General features: G+C 53.3%; 17 protein-coding genes. 16 read left to right on the top strand and 1 reads right to left on the bottom strand.

Going from position 1 to position 21,873, the window contains the following annotated elements:
- The first annotated feature begins 102 nt into the window (after positions 1–102).
- The 16 genes from LQ229_RS13170 (at position 103) to LQ229_RS13245 (ending at position 20,859) form a co-directional block, all read left to right on the top strand.
- Positions 103–2,826: a response regulator gene (locus tag LQ229_RS13170; protein WP_230191968.1), complete on the top strand. Its 2,724-nt coding sequence runs from the start codon at positions 103–105 to the stop codon at positions 2,824–2,826.
- Positions 2,827–2,839: 13 nt separating this feature from the next.
- Positions 2,840–3,679, top strand: a complete 840-nt coding sequence (locus tag LQ229_RS13175; RefSeq protein WP_216540167.1) for a protein-glutamate O-methyltransferase CheR — start codon at positions 2,840–2,842, stop codon at positions 3,677–3,679.
- A 21-nt stretch (positions 3,680–3,700) separates the two neighbouring features.
- Complete coding sequence (locus LQ229_RS13180) at positions 3,701–5,314, top strand: ATP-binding protein (protein ID WP_230191969.1); 1,614 nt, start codon at positions 3,701–3,703, stop codon at positions 5,312–5,314.
- A gap of 138 nt (positions 5,315–5,452) precedes the next feature.
- The gene (locus LQ229_RS13185; RefSeq protein WP_230191970.1) at positions 5,453–6,685 is read left to right on the top strand and encodes an aminopeptidase; all 1,233 of its coding nucleotides are present in this window, start codon (positions 5,453–5,455) and stop codon (positions 6,683–6,685) included.
- A 628-nt stretch (positions 6,686–7,313) separates the two neighbouring features.
- Positions 7,314–8,213 (top strand): ribokinase, encoded by a 900-nt coding sequence (gene rbsK, locus LQ229_RS13190; protein WP_216540164.1) that lies wholly within the window; start codon positions 7,314–7,316, stop codon positions 8,211–8,213.
- A gap of 213 nt (positions 8,214–8,426) precedes the next feature.
- Positions 8,427–9,740 carry an MFS transporter gene (locus LQ229_RS13195; RefSeq protein ID WP_216540163.1) on the top strand — a complete coding sequence of 438 codons (1,314 nt, stop codon included), beginning with the start codon at positions 8,427–8,429 and terminating at the stop codon, positions 9,738–9,740.
- Positions 9,741–9,747: 7 nt separating this feature from the next.
- Positions 9,748–10,053 carry a hypothetical protein gene (locus LQ229_RS13200; protein WP_230191971.1) on the top strand — a complete coding sequence of 102 codons (306 nt, stop codon included), beginning with the start codon at positions 9,748–9,750 and terminating at the stop codon, positions 10,051–10,053.
- Between the two features lie 1,250 nt (positions 10,054–11,303).
- Positions 11,304–12,302 carry a LacI family DNA-binding transcriptional regulator gene (locus LQ229_RS13205; RefSeq protein ID WP_216540161.1) on the top strand — a complete coding sequence of 333 codons (999 nt, stop codon included), beginning with the start codon at positions 11,304–11,306 and terminating at the stop codon, positions 12,300–12,302.
- A 70-nt stretch (positions 12,303–12,372) separates the two neighbouring features.
- The gene (locus LQ229_RS13210) at positions 12,373–13,719 is read left to right on the top strand and encodes an extracellular solute-binding protein (RefSeq protein WP_230191972.1); all 1,347 of its coding nucleotides are present in this window, start codon (positions 12,373–12,375) and stop codon (positions 13,717–13,719) included.
- 80 nt (positions 13,720–13,799) lie between these two features.
- On the top strand, positions 13,800–14,744 hold the full coding sequence (locus LQ229_RS13215; protein WP_216540159.1) for a sugar ABC transporter permease: 945 nt from the start codon (positions 13,800–13,802) through the stop codon (positions 14,742–14,744).
- Positions 14,719–15,546, top strand: a complete 828-nt coding sequence (locus LQ229_RS13220) for a carbohydrate ABC transporter permease (RefSeq protein WP_216540158.1) — start codon at positions 14,719–14,721, stop codon at positions 15,544–15,546. Before LQ229_RS13215 ends, LQ229_RS13220 begins: the two co-directional genes overlap by 26 nt.
- Positions 15,547–15,565: 19 nt before the next feature.
- Positions 15,566–16,855 (top strand): AGE family epimerase/isomerase, encoded by a 1,290-nt coding sequence (locus LQ229_RS13225; protein ID WP_230191973.1) that lies wholly within the window; start codon positions 15,566–15,568, stop codon positions 16,853–16,855.
- A 17-nt stretch (positions 16,856–16,872) separates the two neighbouring features.
- Entirely contained in the window at positions 16,873–18,087 is a 1,215-nt protein-coding gene (locus LQ229_RS13230) for a neutral/alkaline non-lysosomal ceramidase N-terminal domain-containing protein (RefSeq protein ID WP_216540156.1), read from the top strand.
- A 16-nt stretch (positions 18,088–18,103) separates the two neighbouring features.
- Positions 18,104–18,862, top strand: a complete 759-nt coding sequence (locus tag LQ229_RS13235) for an SIS domain-containing protein (protein WP_216540155.1) — start codon at positions 18,104–18,106, stop codon at positions 18,860–18,862.
- 46 nt (positions 18,863–18,908) lie between these two features.
- A complete protein-coding gene (locus LQ229_RS13240; protein WP_216540154.1) occupies positions 18,909–19,700 on the top strand; it encodes a glucosamine-6-phosphate deaminase in 792 nt (263 codons plus the stop codon).
- Entirely contained in the window at positions 19,687–20,859 is a 1,173-nt protein-coding gene (locus tag LQ229_RS13245) for an amidohydrolase family protein (RefSeq protein ID WP_230191974.1), read from the top strand. Before LQ229_RS13240 ends, LQ229_RS13245 begins: the two co-directional genes overlap by 14 nt.
- On the opposite strand, the gene LQ229_RS13250 is transcribed toward LQ229_RS13245, so the two are convergent.
- The gene (locus LQ229_RS13250; RefSeq protein WP_216540153.1) at positions 20,848–21,702 is read right to left on the bottom strand and encodes a DMT family transporter; all 855 of its coding nucleotides are present in this window, start codon (positions 21,700–21,702) and stop codon (positions 20,848–20,850) included. The two genes, LQ229_RS13245 and LQ229_RS13250, sit on opposite strands and share 12 nt — an antisense overlap.
- Between the last annotated feature and the right edge of the window lie 171 nt (positions 21,703–21,873).

Raw genomic sequence — 21,873 nt, forward strand, 5'->3', positions numbered from 1 at the left:
ATGCTGGGCGTTTGTCGAAAACTAATTTGGAAACCAGCCCACAGGCACGCCTTCGATCCGGTGACCGGCAGATAATCATGTGAAGTTTGGAGGGTTAATCGTATGAAATTCAAAACGAAGCTCTATGTAGGATACGGAGCCGTACTGGCGCTTATTCTCGTCATGTCTTACATAGGACTTCAAGGGTTGGAGCGGCTTCAATCCGGCATACAGCAAATTGTCACCGAGAATTATGCGGGCGTGAAACGAGCGACTTCGATCCGCGGTGAAATCAACAACATCGGTCGCGTCATGAACGCTTTATTATTGGAGCAGGACGAAGAAAGATATAAAGAACATTTGCAAGCGATCGCGAGCAGCCGGGAGAAAATCTCGGAAGATTGGAGCGCGCTGCAGACTTTGAAACCTTCGCAAGAACGAACCGATTTCCAAGCCCGATTCGATACGCTTTATACCGACTATCTTAAAAGTTTGGACAAGCTTGTTGATTTGATGGAAAAAGGGAAACGCGAGGCCGCGTTGGACTTATTCTATATGGAAACGGAAACGAAAAGAGCGGAGCTGTTCGATGTCATTCGAGGATTTAACGGAATGTACGAAAGGGATATGGGAGACGTGCTCGCTTCCTCGCACAAGGAATATGAACTGTTGCGGAACGCATTCATCGGGTTGATCGTCTTTATTTTCCTCGTTGCCGTATTGATTGCGGGCTGGGTGCTGCGGAGCGTAACGAAGAGCTTAAGGAAGATCAGTACCGGAATGAATCTGGTATCGTTCAACGATACAAGCCGTTTGCCGCGGATTGAAGTGACCTCCGACGATGAAATCGGCAGCATCGCCGCCGCATTTAATCAAATGGCCAGCTCTTTGGAACTGCATACGGCGAATGTGAGGCAATATCAGAAGACGCTGGAAGAGCAGCATTGGCATCAATCCATGGTAGGGGAATTCTCCGCTCTGTTTCAAGGCGTGCAGGATGTGCAGAGACTGGCGGAACTGTTTGTCAACAAGGTTGCCGCGATGATGGATGCCGGATACGGCGTAGTATATGTGCACGAAGGCCCGCTGGACGGACCGAAGAAGCTGTGGAAGGCGGCGTCCTATGCGGTGGACGGGGATCCTCCGGGAGAGAAGCAATTCGCCCCGGGGCAAAGTCTTGTCGGCCAATGCGCCAAGGAGAACAAACCGATTGTATTGAACGAGGTGCCGCAGCACTTCATTCCGATCCGCTCCGGTCTCGGAACGGCCGCGCCTTCCCATGTGATTCTCCTCCCGATTCCGTTCGAGGACAAGGCGGTCGGCGTTTTGGAGATGGCTTCGTTCCGACCGTTTGACGAGGCGAAATTGAGAGCGCTCGAAGAAGTGATGATGGTTTTGGGCATGGCAATGAACGGCGCTTTCTCCTATATGCAAATTCAAAAATTGCTGGGCGAATCGCAAACGTTTACGGAAGAGCTGCAGGCGCAATCGGAAGAGTTGCAGCTGCAGCAGGAAGAGTTGAGGACGTTGAACGAGCAGTTGGAGGAACAGTATAAGGATACCGACCGCAAGAACAAAGAATTGGAAGGGATCAAGCATGAATTGGAGGAGAAGAACCGGCAAGTTCTGCTCGGGTCCCGCTATAAGTCCGAATTTCTGGCGAATGTCTCCCATGAACTGAGGACGCCGTTAAACAGCTTGCTACTGCTGACGCAATTGTTGAAGGACAATAAGGAAGGGAATCTGTTTCCGAAGCAGTTGGAATATTTGCGGACCATTCACGCTTCGGGTACCGATTTGCTGAATTTAATCAGCGAAATTCTAGATCTGTCGAAGATCGAATCGGGCAAAATGGAGCTCGTTCCGGAAATTGTCTCGTTGCAGGAAATCGGCGATATCGCGCGCAGCCAGTTTATGCCTGCCGCGATGCAAAAAGGGCTGGAGTTTCGAGTCGAACTGCATGACAATACCGGTTCTCTGTCCATATACACGGACAGGCAAAAGCTGCAGCAAATCGTTACGAATTTGCTCGCCAACGCCTTCAAATTTACGGAAGCGGGGAGCGTCGTTCTCTCCTTCCGGCTTGCCCAACCGGAAAGCGCGCCGCAGGACGCCGAACCGGAGAGATCCGGAAGCCATTTGGCGGTTTCGGTGTCCGATACGGGCATCGGCATAGCCAAAGAGCAGCAGGAAATGGTATTCGAAGCGTTCCGCCAGGCGGACGGTACGACGAGCCGCAAATACGGAGGCACCGGATTAGGGCTGTCCATTTGCAAAGAGATTGCCAATCTGCTGGGGGGAAGAATCGATTTGGACAGCGAGGAAGGACAAGGAAGCACGTTCACCCTGATTATGCCGATCAAGACGATCGGCGGCGCGCAATTTCCGGAACAAGCGTATGCGGAAAGCGCAGTGTCGACAGACTGGTTTCCGCGGATGGAAGAAGATGCTTACGAGTATGCGGAAGAGCTTCAAGGACGAACCGTTCTCGTGGTGGATGACGATATGCGGAACATATTCGCATTAACCGGCGCCTTGGAAAATTTGGGCGTGCGGGTTCTCTTCGCGGAGAACGGGCAAGAAGGGCTGGAGCAGTTGGAACGTTATCCCGAGATCGACCTGGTCCTGATGGATATTATGATGCCGAAGATGGACGGGTACGAGGCCATGAAGGCGATTCGCGGATCCGACGCCCCGTACCGCGATTTGCCGATTATCGCCTTGACGGCCAAAGCGATGAAGAACGATCGGGAAAAATGCATAGAAGCGGGGGCCAACGATTATATCAGCAAGCCGGTTCAATACGAGCAGCTGCTATCCTTGCTAAGAGTCTGGCTTCATCGTTAGGAGTTGACATCAGATGCTGCATCAATACGAAGAAGAGAAAGGTTTATTGGAGGAAATCGAAATCTGTTTGCTGCTTGAAGGAATTTATCGCCATTACGGACATGATTTTCGCAATTATTCGTATTCCTCGATTCGCCGCCGAATTTGGCATAGAATTAGGGCGGAGAGGCTGCGAAGCATCTCCGCCTTGCAAGAGGCGGTTTTGCATGATCCGGGGACGATGGAGCGATTGTTTTCCGATTTTTCCATCAATGTAACGGAGATGTTCCGCGACCCTTCCTTCTTCTTGGCGATACGCCGGAAGGTGGTCCCGTTGCTGCAAAACTTGCCGGCGATACGCATATGGCATGCCGGCTGCTCAACAGGGGAAGAAGTGTACTCGATGGCGATTTTGCTGTACGAGGAAGGGCTTTACGACCGGTGCACCATTTATGGGACGGATATGAATCATAGAGTGCTGGAACAGGCGGAAAGCGGCTCGTTTCCGCTGCAGAAGATGCAGTTGTACACGAAAAATTATTTGCAATCCGGGGGGGAGGAGGCGTTTTCCGAATATTATAAGGTGAAGGGAAATCAGGTGGCGTTTCACCCTTTTTTATCCGAAAATATCGTATTCTCGCAACATAATTTGGCGACAGACCATTCGTTTAACGAATTTCACATCATTATATGCCGGAATGTGTTGATCTATTTTAATGAAATTATGCATCAAAGAGTTATTCAGCTGTTTAAAGACAGTCTTGTCGCTTCCGGCTTCCTCGGACTGGGACGCAAGGAAGGCATTCATCGCAACTTGCAGCGCGAAGCCTTCGAAGTGATCGACCCGCAGGAGAAAATTTATCGAAAAATGTAACGCCGGATGGAGGGATTGAACATGAATCGTAAGGTGAAAATTTTGGCGGTTGACGACCGTGCGGAAAATTTATTGGCGCTGGAGGGCATACTAGCGTCTCCGGAGCGCGAAGTGATTACGAAGCGCTCCGGGGAGGACGCGCTCCGGTATTTGCTCTCGGAAGACATCTCCGATCTCGCCGTCATTTTGATGGACGTTCAAATGCCTGGATTAAACGGATTCGAAACGGTGGAACTCATTAAGCAGAGGGAGCGCAGCCGGGAAGTTCCCGTTATTTTCTTGACGGCGATCAGCACTTCGCTGGATCACGTCTTGAAAGGATATTACGTGGGCTCGATCGACTATCTGTTCAAGCCGATCGATTCGGAATTGCTGAAATATAAGGTTGAGGCGTTCGTTAAGCTTCACCGATACCATAACAAAATCAACAGCCAACGGAAAATGCTGCAGAAACGCGCTTTAGAATTGGAGGAGACAAATCATAAGCTGGCCGCGGCGGAAGCGATGCTGAAAAATCAAAACGAAAGACTGGAGTGGATGGTTAACGAACGGACGCGCGAGCTGCTTGAGGCGAACGATAAATTGCAAAAATCGCAGCAGCGTTTTCAAAAGATGTTCCTTTCCAGCCCTTGCTTGACGTCGATTTGCAAAATGTCGGATTTTACATATATCGACGCGAATGATAGTTGGAAGAAATATACGGGTTATGGGGACGAAGCGATGAAAGGCTCGGTGCATCAATTGCAGTTCGCCCCGGAGCCGCTGGAAGCAACCCTGCGTTGGGAGCGGCCGTTGCGGAATGTTAGGGTCAAATATGTCACGAAATCGCAGGAAACGCGCAACGGGCTTTTATCGACGGAAATTATCGAGATCGACGACGAAATATGCTTGCTGTTGGTCATGATCGATATTACGGAAAATGTGCTATACGAGAACGAGATGACGAGATTGGCGGAACTGAACCTGATCGGCGAAATGGCGGCGGGAATCGCGCATGAGATTCGGAATCCGATGACGACGATCCGCGGGTTTCTGCAATTGTCCCAAGCTGTGGAAGGCAGAATGGATAAACAGTACTTGGGCATTATGCTGGGGGAACTGGATCGGGCGAACGGGATTATTACCGAGTTTTTATCATTGGCCAAAAACAAGAAGACGGATCCCGCGCCGCGGCAGCTGCATCGCATTGTCGAATCGCTGTATCCGCTCATTCAGGCGGAAGCGATGATGTCGGGCAAGCATGTGTTCCTTCGCTGCGATTCGTGCGGAGACTTGCTGCTGGATGAGAATGAAATACGCCAATTGATCTTGAACTTGTCGATCAACGGTTTGGAAGCGATGTCACCCGGGGGGACGCTGACGATCGCCACCTATGTCGAGAACGGGGAGGCGGTGTTGAAGGTCGCCGATCAAGGCTGCGGCATGAGCGAAGAAGTGCTGGAGAAACTGGGAAGGCCGTTTTTCACGACGAAGGAAGGAGGGACCGGCTTAGGGCTGGCCGTGTGCTACAGCATCGTGGCAAGGCATCAAGCCAAACTGGAGGTGCAGAGCAGCGACAAGGGAACGACGTTTACGATACGTTTCGGCATCGCGGATATCGGGAGCGAAGCGGTAAGCCAAAGCGTTTGTTTGTAGCGGGCATTTTGTATGCAGGGCGAAATAGGTTACAATAGAAGACATCAAATAAGAAGGCGAAGCGCATGATTCCGCCGCGGTTGTTACGGGCCGCATGACCGGAAGCGGCGCTTCGTTACATGTTCAGGAGGAACGATCGTGGAAGCATTGGAACAACAGTTGGAGAAATATGCCGAGCTCATCGTTAAGGTCGGCGTGAATGTGCAACAAGGACAGCAAGTGATGATTACCGGGTTAATCGAATCGGCCCCGCTTATCCGGCTTGTGGCAGGCAAGGCGTACGACGCGGGCGCAAGCGAAGTGTTCGTGGATTGGGTTGACGAAGCGCTATCGCGGTTGAAATACGAGAAAGCGCCGGATGACGTATTTACCCGGTATCCGGAGTGGGAAGCCGCGAAGAAGATTACGTTGGCGGAGCAAGGAGCGGCTTTCATCTCGATCAAGTCGCCGAACCCCGATCTGCTGAAAGGGATCGATCCGAAGCGAATCGGCAATGCGATGCAAGCGTCCGGCAAAGCGCTCGATCCGTTCCGGCGCTATGTGCAAGCGAATAAAATGAGCTGGACGGTCGTCGCGGCCGCAACGCAGGATTGGGCGGCGAAAGTATTTCCGCAAGCGAGCCCGGAGGAAGCGGTCGACCGGTTGTGGGCGGCGATATTCGAAGCGGTGCGGCTGAACGTTCCCGATCCGGTTCAAGCGTGGCAGGAACATGACGAGACGCTGCGCCGCAAAGTGGACATCTTGAACGCCAAGCATTTCCACAAGCTGCGCTATACGGCGCCGGGCACCGATCTGACGATCGAGCTGCCGGAGAAGCATGTATGGGTGGGCGCAGGCAGCAAGGACGAGCGGGGCGTTCCCTTCATGGCCAATATGCCGACCGAGGAAGTGTTTACCGTACCTCTGAAGCAAGGCGTCAATGGCTATGTGTCGAGCACGAAGCCGTTGAACTACGGCGGCAATGTTATCAACAACTTCAAGTTGACGTTCGAGAACGGCCGGATCGTGAAGGTGGAGGCGGAAGAAGGCGGGGAAATATTGCAGCAGCTCGTAGATACGGACGAGGGATCGCACTATTTGGGCGAAGTGGCGCTTGTGCCGCATGAATCGCCGATCTCCCAGTCGGACATTCTGTTCTACAATACGTTGTTTGACGAGAATGCGTCCAACCATTTGGCGATCGGCAGCGGTTACGCCTTCAACGTGGAAGGCGGCGAGACGATGTCGCCCGAGGCATTGGAACAAAGCGGCGTCAACAGCAGCATCGCGCATGTCGATTTTATGATCGGCTCCGCGGTGATGGACATCGACGGCATCCATCGCGACGGCTCCGTCGAGCCCGTATTCCGCCAAGGCGGCTGGGCGATTTAACGCAAGGAGGCGTTATCTGCGGCCCGGCGCTCTCATGCTGCGTCAGATGGCCGGGCGGCTGTCGTGCAGCGCCTGTCATGCAGCGTCAGTCATGCAGCGCCTGGCGATGTGCGCGCGGGTCGAGGCCTATGTTGTACGTTGTACAACATAGAAGGCCCCGTTATCGCCGTCTGCTTGCTTATGTTGTACTTTGTGCAACATTTTCGGGGACAATCCGGCGATTTCGGCTCATTTCTAGCGAATATGTTGTATTCTGTACAACAATTCGCTAGGGTGGCGGCATTTCTTGCCCGCTATGTTGTATTTTCTGCAACATAAGGTGGGCCCAGGTCCCATTACATTCCGTAAAGAAGCGGCGGCAATGCCGCTTTTTTGTAACCACATTAGGGGGCAAGCGACTTTCACTATAAAATATCGAACGAATGTGCCTTATGAGTGCTCCGAATTTCGCAAAGAGTGGCGGGGAATCGCTCTCCTCCGATATCCGCTGTTGCGTCCGGGCTCGGCAAGACGGGAAAGCAATCGCGGGCAATGCCCGTTCCGCAACCGTTAATTGACAGCCCTGAAGCAGGTGCAGTATACTTTGATTTTGAACTTTTAGCGATATGAAAATATGGGTGAGGAATCTATGAACGTCATTGTTATCGGAAGCGCGAATATGGATATGGTGACGCGGACCGGCCGCATTCCCGAAATCGGGGAAACGATTCAAGGGGAAGGATTTTTCCTGTCGCCCGGAGGGAAAGGCGCCAATCAGGCGGTCGCTTGCGCCAAAATGGGGGCGCAGACTTGGCTGATGGGCAAAGTCGGGGACGATATATTCGGGCAATCCCTGCTCGACCGGCTCGCAGGCTATGGCGTCCGCACCGATTATATCGCGCGGGAGCCAAACGTAACGACTGGCGTGGCCGCCATTACCGTGTATCGAGGGAATAATTCCATTATTCTCGACGGCGGCGCCAATAGCCGTGTAACGCCCGATTATGTGCTGAGCTTCAAACGGGAGCTGCTTGCCGCGGACGCGGTCATGCTGCAATTGGAAATTCCTATGGAAACGGTATACGAAACGGTGCGGCTGCTCAAAGGGAAAGTGCCCGTCTTCCTGAATCCGGCGCCGGCCGCTCCGATCGACGACGATATTTTGCGGGGAGTGGATTATTTCACGCCGAACGAAATCGAGTGCCGCCTGTATGCCGATATGGACATTCGCGGCGCGGATGACGCGTTTGCCGCCTTGGACAGGTTGCGCGTCAAAGGGATACGCTATCCGCTTATTACGCTCGGCGAGAAGGGCGTCGCGTATTACAACGGAACCGAGAATGTGTACAAACCGGCTCGCAAGGTGAAGCCCGTCGACACGACGGCGGCCGGCGACACATTCTCCGGCACCCTCGCGGCCATGATTGTCGCGGGCAAAAGCATGGACGAAGCCGTGACGACCGCGCAGCTTGCCTCTTCCATCGCTGTAACCCGCATGGGAGCGCAGGAAGCGATTCCCGCGTTGGCGGAATTAACGGACGCGCAATAGCACAGACGTAAGGCGTTGACAAGGAAAAACCGTACCCCACGCAGACCGAGGTTTGCCGGGGACGGTTTTTTTACGGGGAACGAAATAAAACCTTTTACAACGAACCGTTCCAAGCATACAATAAGTGTATTACGCATTGTGTTTTATAGAAGCGCTTACATCACGAGAAGCATCGGCATAAAGCGAAAAATCGGAACGGAAGAAGGGAAAAGAATGAAAAGGCTTACGAATTCCCCTTTTACTTTTGCGCTGGGCATGCTCGCGATGATGATTCCGGTACAGGCGTTCAGTGCGTTTTACAGTTACTATTATGTCGAAAAGCTTGGCCTCGGCGTCGGATTGGCGACGCTTGCCCGCACGATCTATTTAATCTGGGATGCGGTGGACCAGCCGCTGTTCGGTTATTTCTCCGACCGTACGAGAACGCGGTGGGGCAGACGCAAGCCGTGGATCGTCGGCGCGATGCCGTTTTTTGTTTTAACGTTTGTGATGGTGTTTGCCGCGCCGGAAGGATGGCAAGGCTTCGACCTGTTCCTCTGGTTTCTCGTTGCGCTCATCCTGTTCGAGACTGCGTCCACGATCCTTTGGGTCAACTATGGCGCCCTATTTCCCGAGTTGTTCCGGGGAGACCGGCTGCGCGCCAAAGCTTCGGCCATTCAACAAGGATTTCAAATTGTGGCTTTATTGATCGGATCGGCCGTCACGCCGATCATCTTCCACGCGTACGGTTTTACGAATATGGCGCTGCTGTTTGCGCTTGCTTTCGCGGTTTTCATGGCGCTATGCGTCATGACCGTCAAGGAAGACGAGCGGGCGCGCAAGGAGACGCCGCTTAAGCTCAAAGAAGCGTTCCGCGAAACGCTGAAAAACAAAGAATTTTGGATTTTCAATATCGCCAATTCTTTCGCACAAACCGTTAACGGCCTTCTTAGTTCCATCATACCTTTTTACGCCAAATATGTGTTGAAAGTTCCCGAGCCTCAAGTATCGATTCTGCTTGCATCCGTGTTCGTCTCGGTTATCCCGCTGGTGGCGGTATGGTATGTCGTCGTCAAGAAGATGGGCGGGGTGAGAAGCTGGAGATTGTCCATGGCGGTATACGCCCTGTCGGTCATTCCTTTATGGTTCGCCCAAGGTCTCGGCGGAGGAATTATCGCCGGCGTCATCGCCGGTTTCGGCTTGGCGGGATTCCTCGTCACGCCGCCGGTGCTGAGCGGGCAAATTATCGACCGCGACGCCGAAGCGACCGGGCGGAGGAGGGAAGGGATCTATACGGCCGTGTCCGGGTTCATTACCCGATCCAGCGGACTAATCTCCGCATTGGCATTCTGGATTGTCGGCATGATCTTCGGCTATGTGAGCGGGGAGAATCCCGGCCCCAATCCGGAAGCGACGTTTAAATATTTAATTAGCGTCATCCCGTTCTGCTTGCTTGTTCTCTCCTTTGGCATCACGTTCTTCGTCAAAAACCGGCCGGCCCCGGCTTCCGCCAATTCGCCGCACTCCGGCGACGGGAAGCCGATATAAGCCGCCGATGCGCGATTCGACCGCCGGAACTCTGTTTCCGGCGGCATGGATGCTAGGGATGATGCGCATAAAGAACACTTCGCCTAACCATTACCATAACCATATTTCCTCCCCTTTTGTCGAAATCCCCTTCGTTCAGAAAGCCGGTTTCTTTTCCAATGCCGGGGAAGAAGCGGCTTTTTTGCATGACCCGGCCGCGCGTACCGCATCTAATGAAGGGGATTGGCAGATGGTAAGCCGAGATCGTCGATCAACGAATGCGGGCGGTTCGAAATTCGCCGTCAACGTGGCCTTATCGCGTCAACCCGATTGATGTGCCCCTGAATGTACTCCTGAATGTGCTCCTAAATCTGCTTTTGAATGCGCCCTTCCGAACGCTGTGCCATCTGGCCCCGTGATGTAACTGCAATTTTCCATTTACATCTCCCGATTTGGCGAAATTTTGCCCTATTAACTGCATTTTTCCAGTTGCTCCCGTCCGAATGGCCGCAAAAGGAGAAAACCGAGCTTCAATAGATGGATATTTGCAGTTAATTCGCTCCAAAAGGCGGTTTTGCCACGAAATAGATGGATTTCTGCAGTTAGTCAACCAATAAAGGTGCATTTTCGCACTAGTGTTGCATCGAGAAGTTGATAGCTTCGAAAACCCGCAATGGAGTCTGCTTCATCATTCGCCACCGTTAATGTAACTGGCTTTATTGCGCATATAGAAGGGGGGATCTCCCTACATTTCGAAGGCGTTCGCGCGGACCTACGCTCCTTGTTTGGCGCTAACGAAACTGGCAATTCTTATTCGACTCAAAATGAAGACGTCCCCATTCTAGCGAAAGTACGCATCGTTATTCATTGGAAATCGGCGATTGTACCGCCTTTTTCCCCTCATTAGCGTGTTTGAGTTTCGTTAGACATTGCAAAATGATGATTTACAGGCTTTTAGCGTGTATCAGTTTCGTTAGCCCGCTCGGGCGGATCGTCAGCCGCCAAGGTATGATGAAGTGAACTCTGATCGCAGGCTTTACCTTTTTACCCCACGGGAATCGCTTGCCAGCACGCTATACAGCTTCGATAACCTCTGCGGCAAATGATCGTTCAGGACTGCATGCAGCAATCCAATCCCGCCCCGTATGTAATAAACCCTGGCTTTCTAGCATCTGAACGAGGGGGATTTTCACAGAAGAGGGCCGACAAAACGCTTCCTCGGGCTTGAAGAGCAGCGATACGCTCGATGCAACGCCAGTGCAATAAAGGTGCATCTTCACCCTCGCAAGCTGCCCATCGCAAGCCGCCGACCGCAATCCGCTCCTCGCAATCCGCCGACCTCAAGCTGCCCACCACAAGCCGCCTACCGGATTCCAAGCCCCGCTTTTCGATCCCACCGCAATATTCCGTTAGGCTGCGATAAAAAAAGATTGACAACAGAAATGAAAACGCTTTATAATCGAAAAAAAGTTATTTGAAACGGTTCAAATCGAAAATATCAATTAAAAATATCACTCTATTCTGATTAAATAATGAAATATATACCAAATTTGAACCGGTACAAAATATGAAGGGGCGGTGGTTATGAATATTACAATTGCCGATTTGGCCAGAATTACAGGCTTAGCCAAAAGTACCGTGTCGGGCGTTCTCAACAATAAAGCCGGATTTTCCGAGAAGACGAGAGCGAAGGTGCTGGAAGCGGCGGAAAAGCACGGATACGTTCCCAATGAAATTGCAAGGGGTCTAACTTCCAAATTTACAAAGACAATCGGCCTTGTCATTAAAGACATTACCAATCCTTTTTACAACCGAATTACGAAAGGGGTGCAGGATGTAGCCAACGAACATGGATATACCGTCTTCTTGTGCAGCAGCGGCGAGAACCATATGGTCGAAGTCGCGCAAATGAATGCAATGGTCGGCAAGCGGGTGGACGGCCTGATCATCGCCCCGTTGCTGGAAGGGGTCACTTTCGATCATATTTACGAATTGAAAAGAAAGGAAATCCCGTTCGCGACGTTAGGGGAAATTCCGGGGTTGACCTGCGATTACGTCGAGTTTGACGATTATCAAGGCAGCGTTCAGGTGACGAACCACCTGATCGAATACGGGCATGCAAAAATCGGATTCGTGACGGGCCAACGCACGTCGAGAGCGTCCAAACAGCGGTTTCAAGGATTTAAAGATACTTTGTTCGAGCGGGGCCTGACCTTGTCCGAAAGACATGTATTTCATGAAGCCAAGCATTTGGCGGACGGAGTGGATGTTGGGAACCGGCTGATCGCCATGGAGGATCGCCCCACCGCCTTGATCTGTTTCGACGACGTGATCGCGATGGGCGTCATCAAAGCGTTTGAAGCGGCAGGCTTGAGCATTCCCGGCGATTTGTCCTTAATCGGCTTCGACGATATCGAGCTAATGACCTTCCCGCTTACTTCCGTATCCATCCCGACCTACGAGGCCGGGAAACTGCTGGCGAAAATATTATTCGAACGCATTTTTGAAGAAAACGTTTCCGAATACAAACAGATTACGCTGTCCGAGCAATTGGTCGTCCGTTCTTCCGTCAAGCGGATGTAACGGCGCTCCGTTGCCCCAAGCACAAATTGAAAGCGCTTCATTAACAAAATCCGTTTAGGGAGGAACGAAAGTGAAAAGTAAAAAGAGCGTACTTACGGTAATTTCACTAGTTGTAATGTTGTCGCTGGCCTTGGCCGGTTGCTCGGGCGGGAGCAACGTGAAGGACTCGTCCGATTCTCCGAACTCGAATAATCAGCAATCCCCCACGGATAGCAAGCCGGTAGAGCTGACGATTTGGGGCGGTTATCCGGAATTGGACCCGTGGTATAAAAAAATGGCGGAAGAGTATAAGAAAGAGCATCCGAACGTCACGATCAACATTGCGTCTTTTCCGCTCCGGGATTTCGAGAAGAAAGCAGCCGCAGGCCTTCCGTCCGGCAGCGCGGCCGATATCGTGTCGCTTAATCCGGTGATCGCTCTGCGCTATGTGCAAGGCAATATGCTGAAGCAGGCTCCGGACGATTTGGCGCAGATGGTGACGAGCGGCATTTATCCGGATATTGTGAGCGACCGGGCTCAAGTGAACAATACCGTTTACGGCATTCCGCATCAGCTTGGCAAAGGAGTCATTTATTACAATACGAAAATGTTCGCGGAAGCGGGTTTGACCGAACCGCCGACCAGTATCGACCAATTTCTCGAATACGCGCAAAAGCTGGCCAAGAAGGACGGATCGGGCAATCTGGAGCGGGCGGGAATGAGCTTGCGCCTTACGGGGGGCGGCAGCGGTTTGGGCGAGAAGTTCTGGACGTTGTTGGCCCAGCATGGCGGCAGCATCGTGAAGGAAGTATCACCCGGCAAATATAGAGCGAACTACGATAACGAAGCCGGCCTCAAAACGCTGCAAATGTACATCGACATGGTTCATAAGTATAAAACCGACGATCCGACGATTAAGCATGACGCGGAAGCGTTCGAGATGGAATTGGCCGCCTTCTTCGTCCGCGAATCATGGGTCATAGGCGATATTAAAGAGAAAGCGCCGAATCTCGAATATGCCACCGCGCCGCTGCCGAAAGCGAACGTGATCGGGATGTCCGATTTCTATGTAACGAATGCGGCGAAAGAGAAAGAAGAGACGGCTTGGGATTTCATCCGCTTCTTGATGAAACCGGAAAACCACAAGCAAATGGTCGCGATGACCGGATGGCTCCCTGCGCGCGAAGATTTGGATATGGAAGACTTCTTCCAGGAAAATCCGCAGTTCAAAGCCTTCTTTACCAAGCAAGAATTGCACGCGTACCCGACGATTCCGGAATTCGACGAAATATTGACGAAGTTCGCGGACCGTTTGTCCGAGAAAGGTTTTACCGACGCTTCGTTCGTGGATGATCCGGCCAAGATGGAAGCGTTCCTGGCGGATTTGGCCAAAGAAACCAACGCGATTCTGAAAAAGGCGGGACATTTGGCGGAGTAAGCTGCGTAAGGAACCCGGCCCAAGCGCGGGAAGGGTTCCTTACGTTACTGCGGCGGATAACGCGGAAAGGGGAATGAACCATGGCAACTTTGGCTAGAAGAAAGTTCCGGCTCAAACCGCACCACTGGTTTGTACTCATTGGGCTGGCTCCGATTATGGCGATTTACGCGTATCTTCGATTCATTCCTATTGTGAAAACCTTCTATATCAGTTTATTTCAATGGGATATGGTGTCTGTCGAGAAACCTTTCGTCGGCATGGAAAATTTCGTGACATTGTTCCAAAGCGAAGCATTTATGACATCGCTCAAAAATACGACCGTCATCGCTTTTGGCATCTTGATCTTCAGCGTGCCGAGCGCGCTCGTTATCGCCTACCTGTTGTCAAAGGCGATCCGTTTCAAGTCGTGGTTCGAGGCTTTTTATTTCTTGCCTTACATTACGCCGATGGTGCCCGTGGCCGTCACGTGGAAATGGATTCTCGATTCTCAATACGGGTTGTTTAATTATTTCCTGTCTTTTTTCGGCGTGAGCCCGAAGCCGTGGCTGCTGGATCCCGCGCTGGCGATCGTCTCGGTCATTATTCTTACCGTCTGGAAAACGATCGGCTACAATATGATCATTTTCACGGTAGGCTTGACGGGCATCTCCAAAGAATACTACGAAGCGGCCTCGATTGACGGAGCGACCGGAATCAAAGCTTTTCGATATATTACGATTCCTTTGTTAAAGCCGATTACCGTGTTCGTCTCGGTGATTACCCTGATTCACGGGTATAACGTTTTCAGCCAAATTTACATTTTGGCTTCGGATATTCAGGGCTCTCCGGGTTATGTCGTGCGCGTGCTCGTATACGACATGATCGAGAACGCGTTCCGCTTTTTCAATATGGGTTATGCGTCCGCTTCGGCCGTCGTCTTGTTCCTGATCGTCTTGATTTTGACGGGCATTCAAATGGGATTGGCCAGAGAGAAGAATACTTCGAAGAGGGGGTTAAAGCGTGATCGCGCAAAAACGGATTCATAGCGTTATTCGTACGATTGTTTTAGCCATCGGTGCCATCGTCATGGTGATCCCTTTTCTCTGGATGGTGTCCACCGCCTTCAAAACGCCGGTCGAGCTGAATGTGTGGCCGCCCTCGTTTATCCCGGAATCGTTCAAGCTGACCAATTTCCAGGCCGTATTCGAGGCTGCGCCGTTCCATCTGTATTTCTGGAACAGTTTGCGGATGGCCGTCACTTCCTCTCTGGCGATCGTTTTTACGTCGCTCCTGGCAGGATATATTTTCGCAAAATTTCGTTTCGTCGGGGCGACGGCGCTGTTTACGATTTTGCTCGCGACAGCCATCGTGCCTTTTGAAATCTATATGATCCCTTTATATTTGCAGATGCAAAAGCTCGATATGCTGAACAGCTTTCGCGGTCTCGTCGCGCCGTATTTGGTGATGAGCTTCGGCATTTTCTTTATGCGGCAAAATATCATCCAGCAAATTCCCGACGAAATGCTGGAAGCGGCCAGAGTGGAAGGGGCGTCGGAATGGCGCATCTTCCTCCGCATCGTGGCGCCGCTATGCAAAGCGCCGATCAGCGCGCTCGGCATATTCGCTTTTATTGAAGCGTGGAACGCATTTATATGGCCGCTCCTCGTTGTCGGGGATACGAAGCTGTATACGATGGAGCTCGGTTTGGCGATGTTCCAATCGGCGTTCTCCATCGATATGACGGTCATGTCGGCCGGTTCGGTCATGTCGGTCCTGCCGATTCTCATCGTGTTTGTGTTATTGAGGCGCCACATTATTGAAAGCATTAGTATGACGGGAAGCAAATAAGGACAAGCGGGGTGAAACGATGAATAACTTGCTTTCGTTTTATCGGGATCAGTTGCAGCGCAATTTATTGCCCTTCTGGCTGCGGGCGCTCGACCGGACCCGCGGCGGGGTGTACACCTGTTATAACAATGAAGGAACGGAATTGCTGAGCACGGATAAATTTACATGGTCGCAAGGGAGATTCGTTTGGATTTTGTCGCGGCTGGCCGATTTATGCGAACGAGGCGTACTGGACGAGCGGTCGCCAGGCGGACAGGCGGCGATGTATTTGGAGCATGCCGGGAAAACGGTGCGTTTCTTGATGGAGCATGTTTTCCTGAAGAACGGAAATTGCGCGTATGTGTTGACGGAAACGGGAGAGAAGAAGGAGCTCATTCCCGGGCAAGGGTATGACCTTAGCTTTTATGCGGATTGCTTCGTCGTATTGGGATTGACAGAATTTGCCCGGGTTGCGGGGGACCGGGACGTGCTGGAACGGGCGCTGCAATTATACGGGAGCATCGAGCGCAGGCTGCAAGCGGGCAAGATTCGGAGCGAGCCTTATCCGGTGCCTGACGGTTATGTTTCGCAATCGTTCGCGATGATTATGCTCAACGTATCGCAAGAATTGGCGGAGGCTCTCGAACGCGCGGGACATCCGAATGGCGCTGGCATCCGCAGCAGAAGTCTCTATTATATGAACGAGATTATGGACAAATTCGTAGACGGCGACGACCTGCTCGCCGAGCTGCTCCCTATTGACGGCAGGGACGGCGATACGCTATTGGCAAGGCAGATTGCGCCCGGCCATTCGATCGAATGCATGTGGTTCGTCATGAAGGAAGCTCGGAAGCTCGGTCTTTCCGAAACGGCCGGGAAGGCCGCCCGGGTGGCGAAGAAGGCGTTCGATATCGGCTGGGACCCGATCTATGGAGGGTTATACCGCTATGTCGACCGCGGCGGCGGCGAACCGCAAGGCCGGATGATCGGCGACAGGTATGAGGCGTTAATCTGCGATACATGGGATATGAAAATATGGTGGCCGCATTCGGAAGCGTTGTATACGTTTTTGCTGTCTTACGACTTGACGCAAGATTCGCAGTTCCTGGACTTGTACAGCCGGATGCATGACTATGCGTTCCGTACCTTCCCGCACCCGGATCCGGCGATCGGCGAATGGATCCAAATCCGCGACCGGCAGGGCGTTCCGATACAGAAAACGGTCGCTTTGCCTGTGAAAGATCCTTATCACATTATGCGCAACGTGCTGCTGACGATCGAACTGCTTGATGAGAAAGCGTCGGCAACGTCGACGAACGCATCGGATTAGGGGAGGGGAATGAGGACATGTCGTTTACGCTGAAGCTAGGCACCGCCGTAAGAAATATTACTCCGCCATATCCCGTTCCATTAGCTGGGTTCGGCCACCGGCAGGGCGTTTCGGAAGGAGTGTCGCATCCGCTCTGCGTCAAGGCGATGGTTTTGCAATCGCAGCCGGTTTCGGGCCCGGCCCCGCTCGCGCTCATCGTCTCGGCCGATATCATCTGGTGGGGGCCTGAGCGGATGGAGCGTTTATACGAAGCGTTCCAGGAACGTTGGGGCATTAAACGTTCGGCGGTGATCTTGAATGCGACGCATACGCACTCGGGGCCGCAGACGAGCGACCGGTTTGCAAGCGAGATCGGGGAAGCGGACCGGGCGTACGTGGACGGGTTGGAAGCTGCGCTGCTTGACGGCATTGAGGAGGCGCTGCGCAATCTTGAGCCGGTCGCGATCGAGCGGGGGAGCGGCGAATGCCGGATCGGCGTCAACCGCCGCAAACTCGAAAACGGCCATATCGTCATGGCTCCTAACGAAGACGGCCCCGCCGATTCCGAGGTGAGCGTCATACGGTTTCGAACGGAAGACGGCCTGGAGAAGGCGATCATCGTTCATCTGGCTTGCCATCCGACAACGACCGACCTCAACATGATTTCTTCGGAGTTTCCGGGCGTAGCGATGGAGTTGTTGGAGGCGAAGCTTGGGAGCGGCTGTACGGCGTTTTTCATGCAAGGATGCTGCGGGGATGTCAGGCCGCGCTTGGTACGGGAAGGAAGGTTTTACCGCGGAGACGGGGCCGATGTCGTCCGGTTCGGGAGCGAATTGGCGGAAGCGGCGTTCCGCGTGCTGGAACGTCCGATGCGTGCGTTGCGCCCAAGACCGGTTTCCGGCAGAAGCGCGGCACTCGATCTGCCGCTGGAAGCCGGGACCGAATCCGGCACCGAGCCTCACACGGTCCCGTTTCAGATGAATTTGGTTCGCATTGCCGAAGGCTTGTCTTTGTTGGCGATGAACGGGGAAGTTGTGACGGAGTACGGATTTTACGCGAAACGGCTATGCACAGACGTGCTGCCGGTCGCGTACAGCAACGGGATGATCGGGTATGTTCCCACGGCCGCGCAAATTGCGGAAGGCGGGTATGAGGCGGACGAGTCGCATCGTTACTTTCGTTTGCCTTCCAGGTTTTCTCCATCGGTGGAGGAGACCGTAAAAAACGGGATTCGCGCATTGATTCAAGGATAGACGGGAGGAAGAAGCAATGACCGGAAAACTTATGACGCAATATTTGGAGAAAGTGACCGAACATATCCGGCTGCTCCACGACGAAGAGCAGGAAGCGATCGGCAAGGCTGCCCGGATGGTGGCGGACCGGATCAAACAGGATAAAATTGTGTATGCGTTCGGCCCCGGCGGACATTCCAACCTCGCTTCGCAGGAGATTTTCTTCCGCGCGGGAGGGCTGATGCATATTAGCGCCATTCTCGACGAGGGCACCTTGCTTAGCAACGGGGCATTGCGTTCGATGGCGACAGAGCGCCTGCCGGGACACGGCAGCATCGTGATCGAGGATTACGGGCTTCGGGAAGGAGACTTGCTGATCATTATTAACGCTTACGGCATCAATTCCGCTACGATCGACGCGGCGCTCGAAGCGAAGAAAAGAGGCGTCCGCACGATCGGCGTCACCTCGGTGCGCCACGCGACGGAAACGCCGGAGGATCATGTCGCCCGCCATCCGTCCAAGCATAATTTGCATGACCTCGTGGATGTCGTGCTGGACAGTAAAGTGCCTGTGGGAGACGCTATTCTCCAAGTCGGGGATTTGGAGCAGCGGGTTGCGGCGATATCGACCTTTGCCAACGCTTATCTGCTTAATTCCCTCGTAGCGGAAACGATCGGCTTGCTGGCCGCCGAAGGCATGCATCCGCCGATCTGGATGAGCGGCAATGCGACGGGCGGAGACGAATCGAACGCAAGGTTTATAAGCAAATTCAAAGATCGGATCAAAAAATTATAACCCGATTGATAGGACTGAATAGCAACGAACTCGGAGGGAGAACGAAATGACAAAAGAGACGATGCCGCTGTATGAGGAAAAGGCGGGCCAACTGGAGATTCAGGTGTACCGGACGAGACAAGAGATGGGAGCGTCGGCGGCGGAGAAAGTCGCGCAAACGATGAAGGAATTGATTGCGCGGCAGGGCCGGGTACGGATCATTTTCGCCTCCGCGCCGTCGCAAAACGAGTTTATCGATGAGCTCGCGCAGGCCGAAGGCATCGATTGGTCGCTTGTGACCGTCTTTCATATGGATGAATATATCGGGCTGCCTGCCGATGCGCCGCAAAAGTTCAGCACGTATCTATACGACCGGCTATTCCGACGCGTGAAGCCGGGCGGCATGCATCTCATCGACGGATCCGGCCCGAGCGAAGAAGAATGCCGGCGTTATGCCGCCCTGCTCCGGGAAGAGCCGATCGATATCGTTTGTTTGGGGATCGGGGAGAACGGTCATCTCGCCTTCAACGATCCTCCGATCGCCGATTTTAACGACCCGGTCTGGATGAAGCCGGTGGAACTCGATGAAGTGTGCCGCCAGCAGCAGGTGAATGACGGATGCTTTGCCCATCTCGCCGAGGTTCCGGCGCGCGCGCTTACGTTGACGATTCCGGCGTTATTTGCAGGCAAGCGTTTATTTTGCATCGTGCCGGGGCGAACCAAACGCCAGGCGGTGGAACGAGCTTTGCGCGGACCGATCAGCACGGATTGCCCCGCGTCGATATTGAGGACGCATCCCGAATGCACTTTGTTCGTCGATAGGGAAGCGTATGGAGCGGAATCGAATGATGGAACATAGTCGTATTAGAGCGATCCACTATCGAACCGGCAGGCCGGTCAGCATCCTGATTCAGAGCGGGAAGATCGGGAGAATGGAGTATGTGGACGAATCGGACGATCGGTTGCCGTGGATTGCGCCGGGACTCGTCGATTTGCAAGTGAACGGATATCGCGGGATGGATTTCAACACGCTGCCGATTGAGGACGGGATGCCCCGGCGTATTACGCACGCGTTATGGGAAGAGGGAGTCACTTCGTATCTGCCTACCGTCATAACGAATCGGGGCGAGGCGATCGAAGAAGCGGTGAGCGCGATTGCCCGGGCTTGCCGCGCGGACGATGATACGAATCGCGCCGTTGCCGGCATTCATCTGGAGGGCCCGTTCATCTCGCCCGAAGACGGTCCGCGCGGCGCGCATAACAGGGAATTCGTGCGCCCGCCCGACTGGAATCTGTTCCAGCGCTGGCAGGAGGCGGCCGACGGCAAAATCAAGATCGTCACAATGTCGCCGGAGTGGCCGAATGCGACCGAGTTTATCCGGAAATGCGCGGATAGCGGAGTCATCGTCTCGATCGGACATACCGCCGCATCGGACGAGCAAATCCGGGCAGCCGTCGGCGCCGGCGCGCGGATGTCGACCCATCTGGGCAACGGCGCGCATCTGACGCTTCCCCGGCATCCGAATTATATATGGGAGCAGTTGGCCCAAGACCGTCTATGGGCCTGCATGATCGGGGACGGCTTTCACCTTCCCGATTCGGTCATGAAAGTTATCATGAGAGTGAAGGGCGATCAAGCGATTCTGGTGAGCGATGCCGTTCAATTGGCCGGCATGCCTGCCGGACCCTATCGTTTGCATATCGGCGGGGATGTCGTGCTGACGCCCGCGGGCAGGCTGCATTTGGCAGACCGTCCCGAACTGCTGGCGGGATCGGCGCAGATGCTGCTCAAGGGCGTCGAGCATGTGGCCGGGATGGAGGTCATCCCTTTCCCGGATGTATGGGATATGGCGTCCGTTCGCCCCAAGACGTTGCTGCATGCCGCCGACAGCGAGGGTCTTGTCCAAGGGGCGGAGGCGGACTTCGTTCTGTTTGAGCGGGAAGGCGGTTCGATTCGACTCCGGGAAACGTTCGTTAGAGGGATTAAGGTATATCAAGCTGCGGAATCAAGCGAATAGCCGCAGCAACATGATGCCGATGAAAGCGCAGGCAATGCCGGCGATTTCCATCGGCTTGAATTTTTCCTTCAGGAAAATCCGCGCGTAAAAAATAATAATGAGCACATTCGTCGCGCTGGCCGCCGATACTAACCCGGTGACTCCCGAGGCGAAGGCGTACAGCAGCAGCACCATCCCTGAAATATTGGTGATCCCGACGAGCATGCCCCAGCCGACCGTTTTTCGGATCGACCACCGCTCCCCAAGGAATATGCCGGCCCGGCGTTCCCGCAGCCATGTAAGCAGAAACAACAGGGAGCCTACAATGAACATGTAAAATAAAGTCGGGAACACTTCTCCCTGCAAATAAACGGCCAATTTGCTGAATAGATCGTTGAAGCCGAACATGACGGTGGCCATAAGCGCCCACTGCACGCCCTGCAAATTTTTCAAAGACAAGTCGTTCGAGTAGCGGATCATGACGATCCCGGCCAATATGACGAAAAACGCGGCGCTTTGCGGAAGCGACAATTTCTCCGCAAACATAAAATAAGCGCCGGACACGACGATCAAAGGCGATAAAGCGGTAAGAATGGCAACAAGCGACGCCTTGCCCTCGGCATAGCCTTTGTACATCGACGCGTTGGCGATATAAGAAAGAACGCCCATCGCGATGCCGATGAGGTTAGCGTAAGACCATTCCGGACGGACGATCATAATCGCGGCGACGGAAACGACGACTCCCGTTACATATACGCCGAATAACATTAAATTGCGATCCAAAGGTTTCTTCGAGGTCCTTTGATACATAATGCCTCGCAGCCCGAAAGCGACCGCGGATAAAAAAGCCAGCAACAACCACACTTCTGTCTGATGTCTCCTTTTCCCGATGTTAGCCCTATTATAGATGGGAAACCCGATTCCGGCAATGAAATTCGGGATTTGAGCGGAAGATAAGCAAGTTTAATAGACGGGATTGCCGTTTGCGCAAGAGATGGTAAAATAATACACATGACGTTCCTCGCAAGGTACTTC

This window comes from Paenibacillus sp. CECT 9249 (assembly GCF_918697855.1).
Taxonomy (GTDB): domain Bacteria; phylum Bacillota; class Bacilli; order Paenibacillales; family Paenibacillaceae; genus MSJ-34.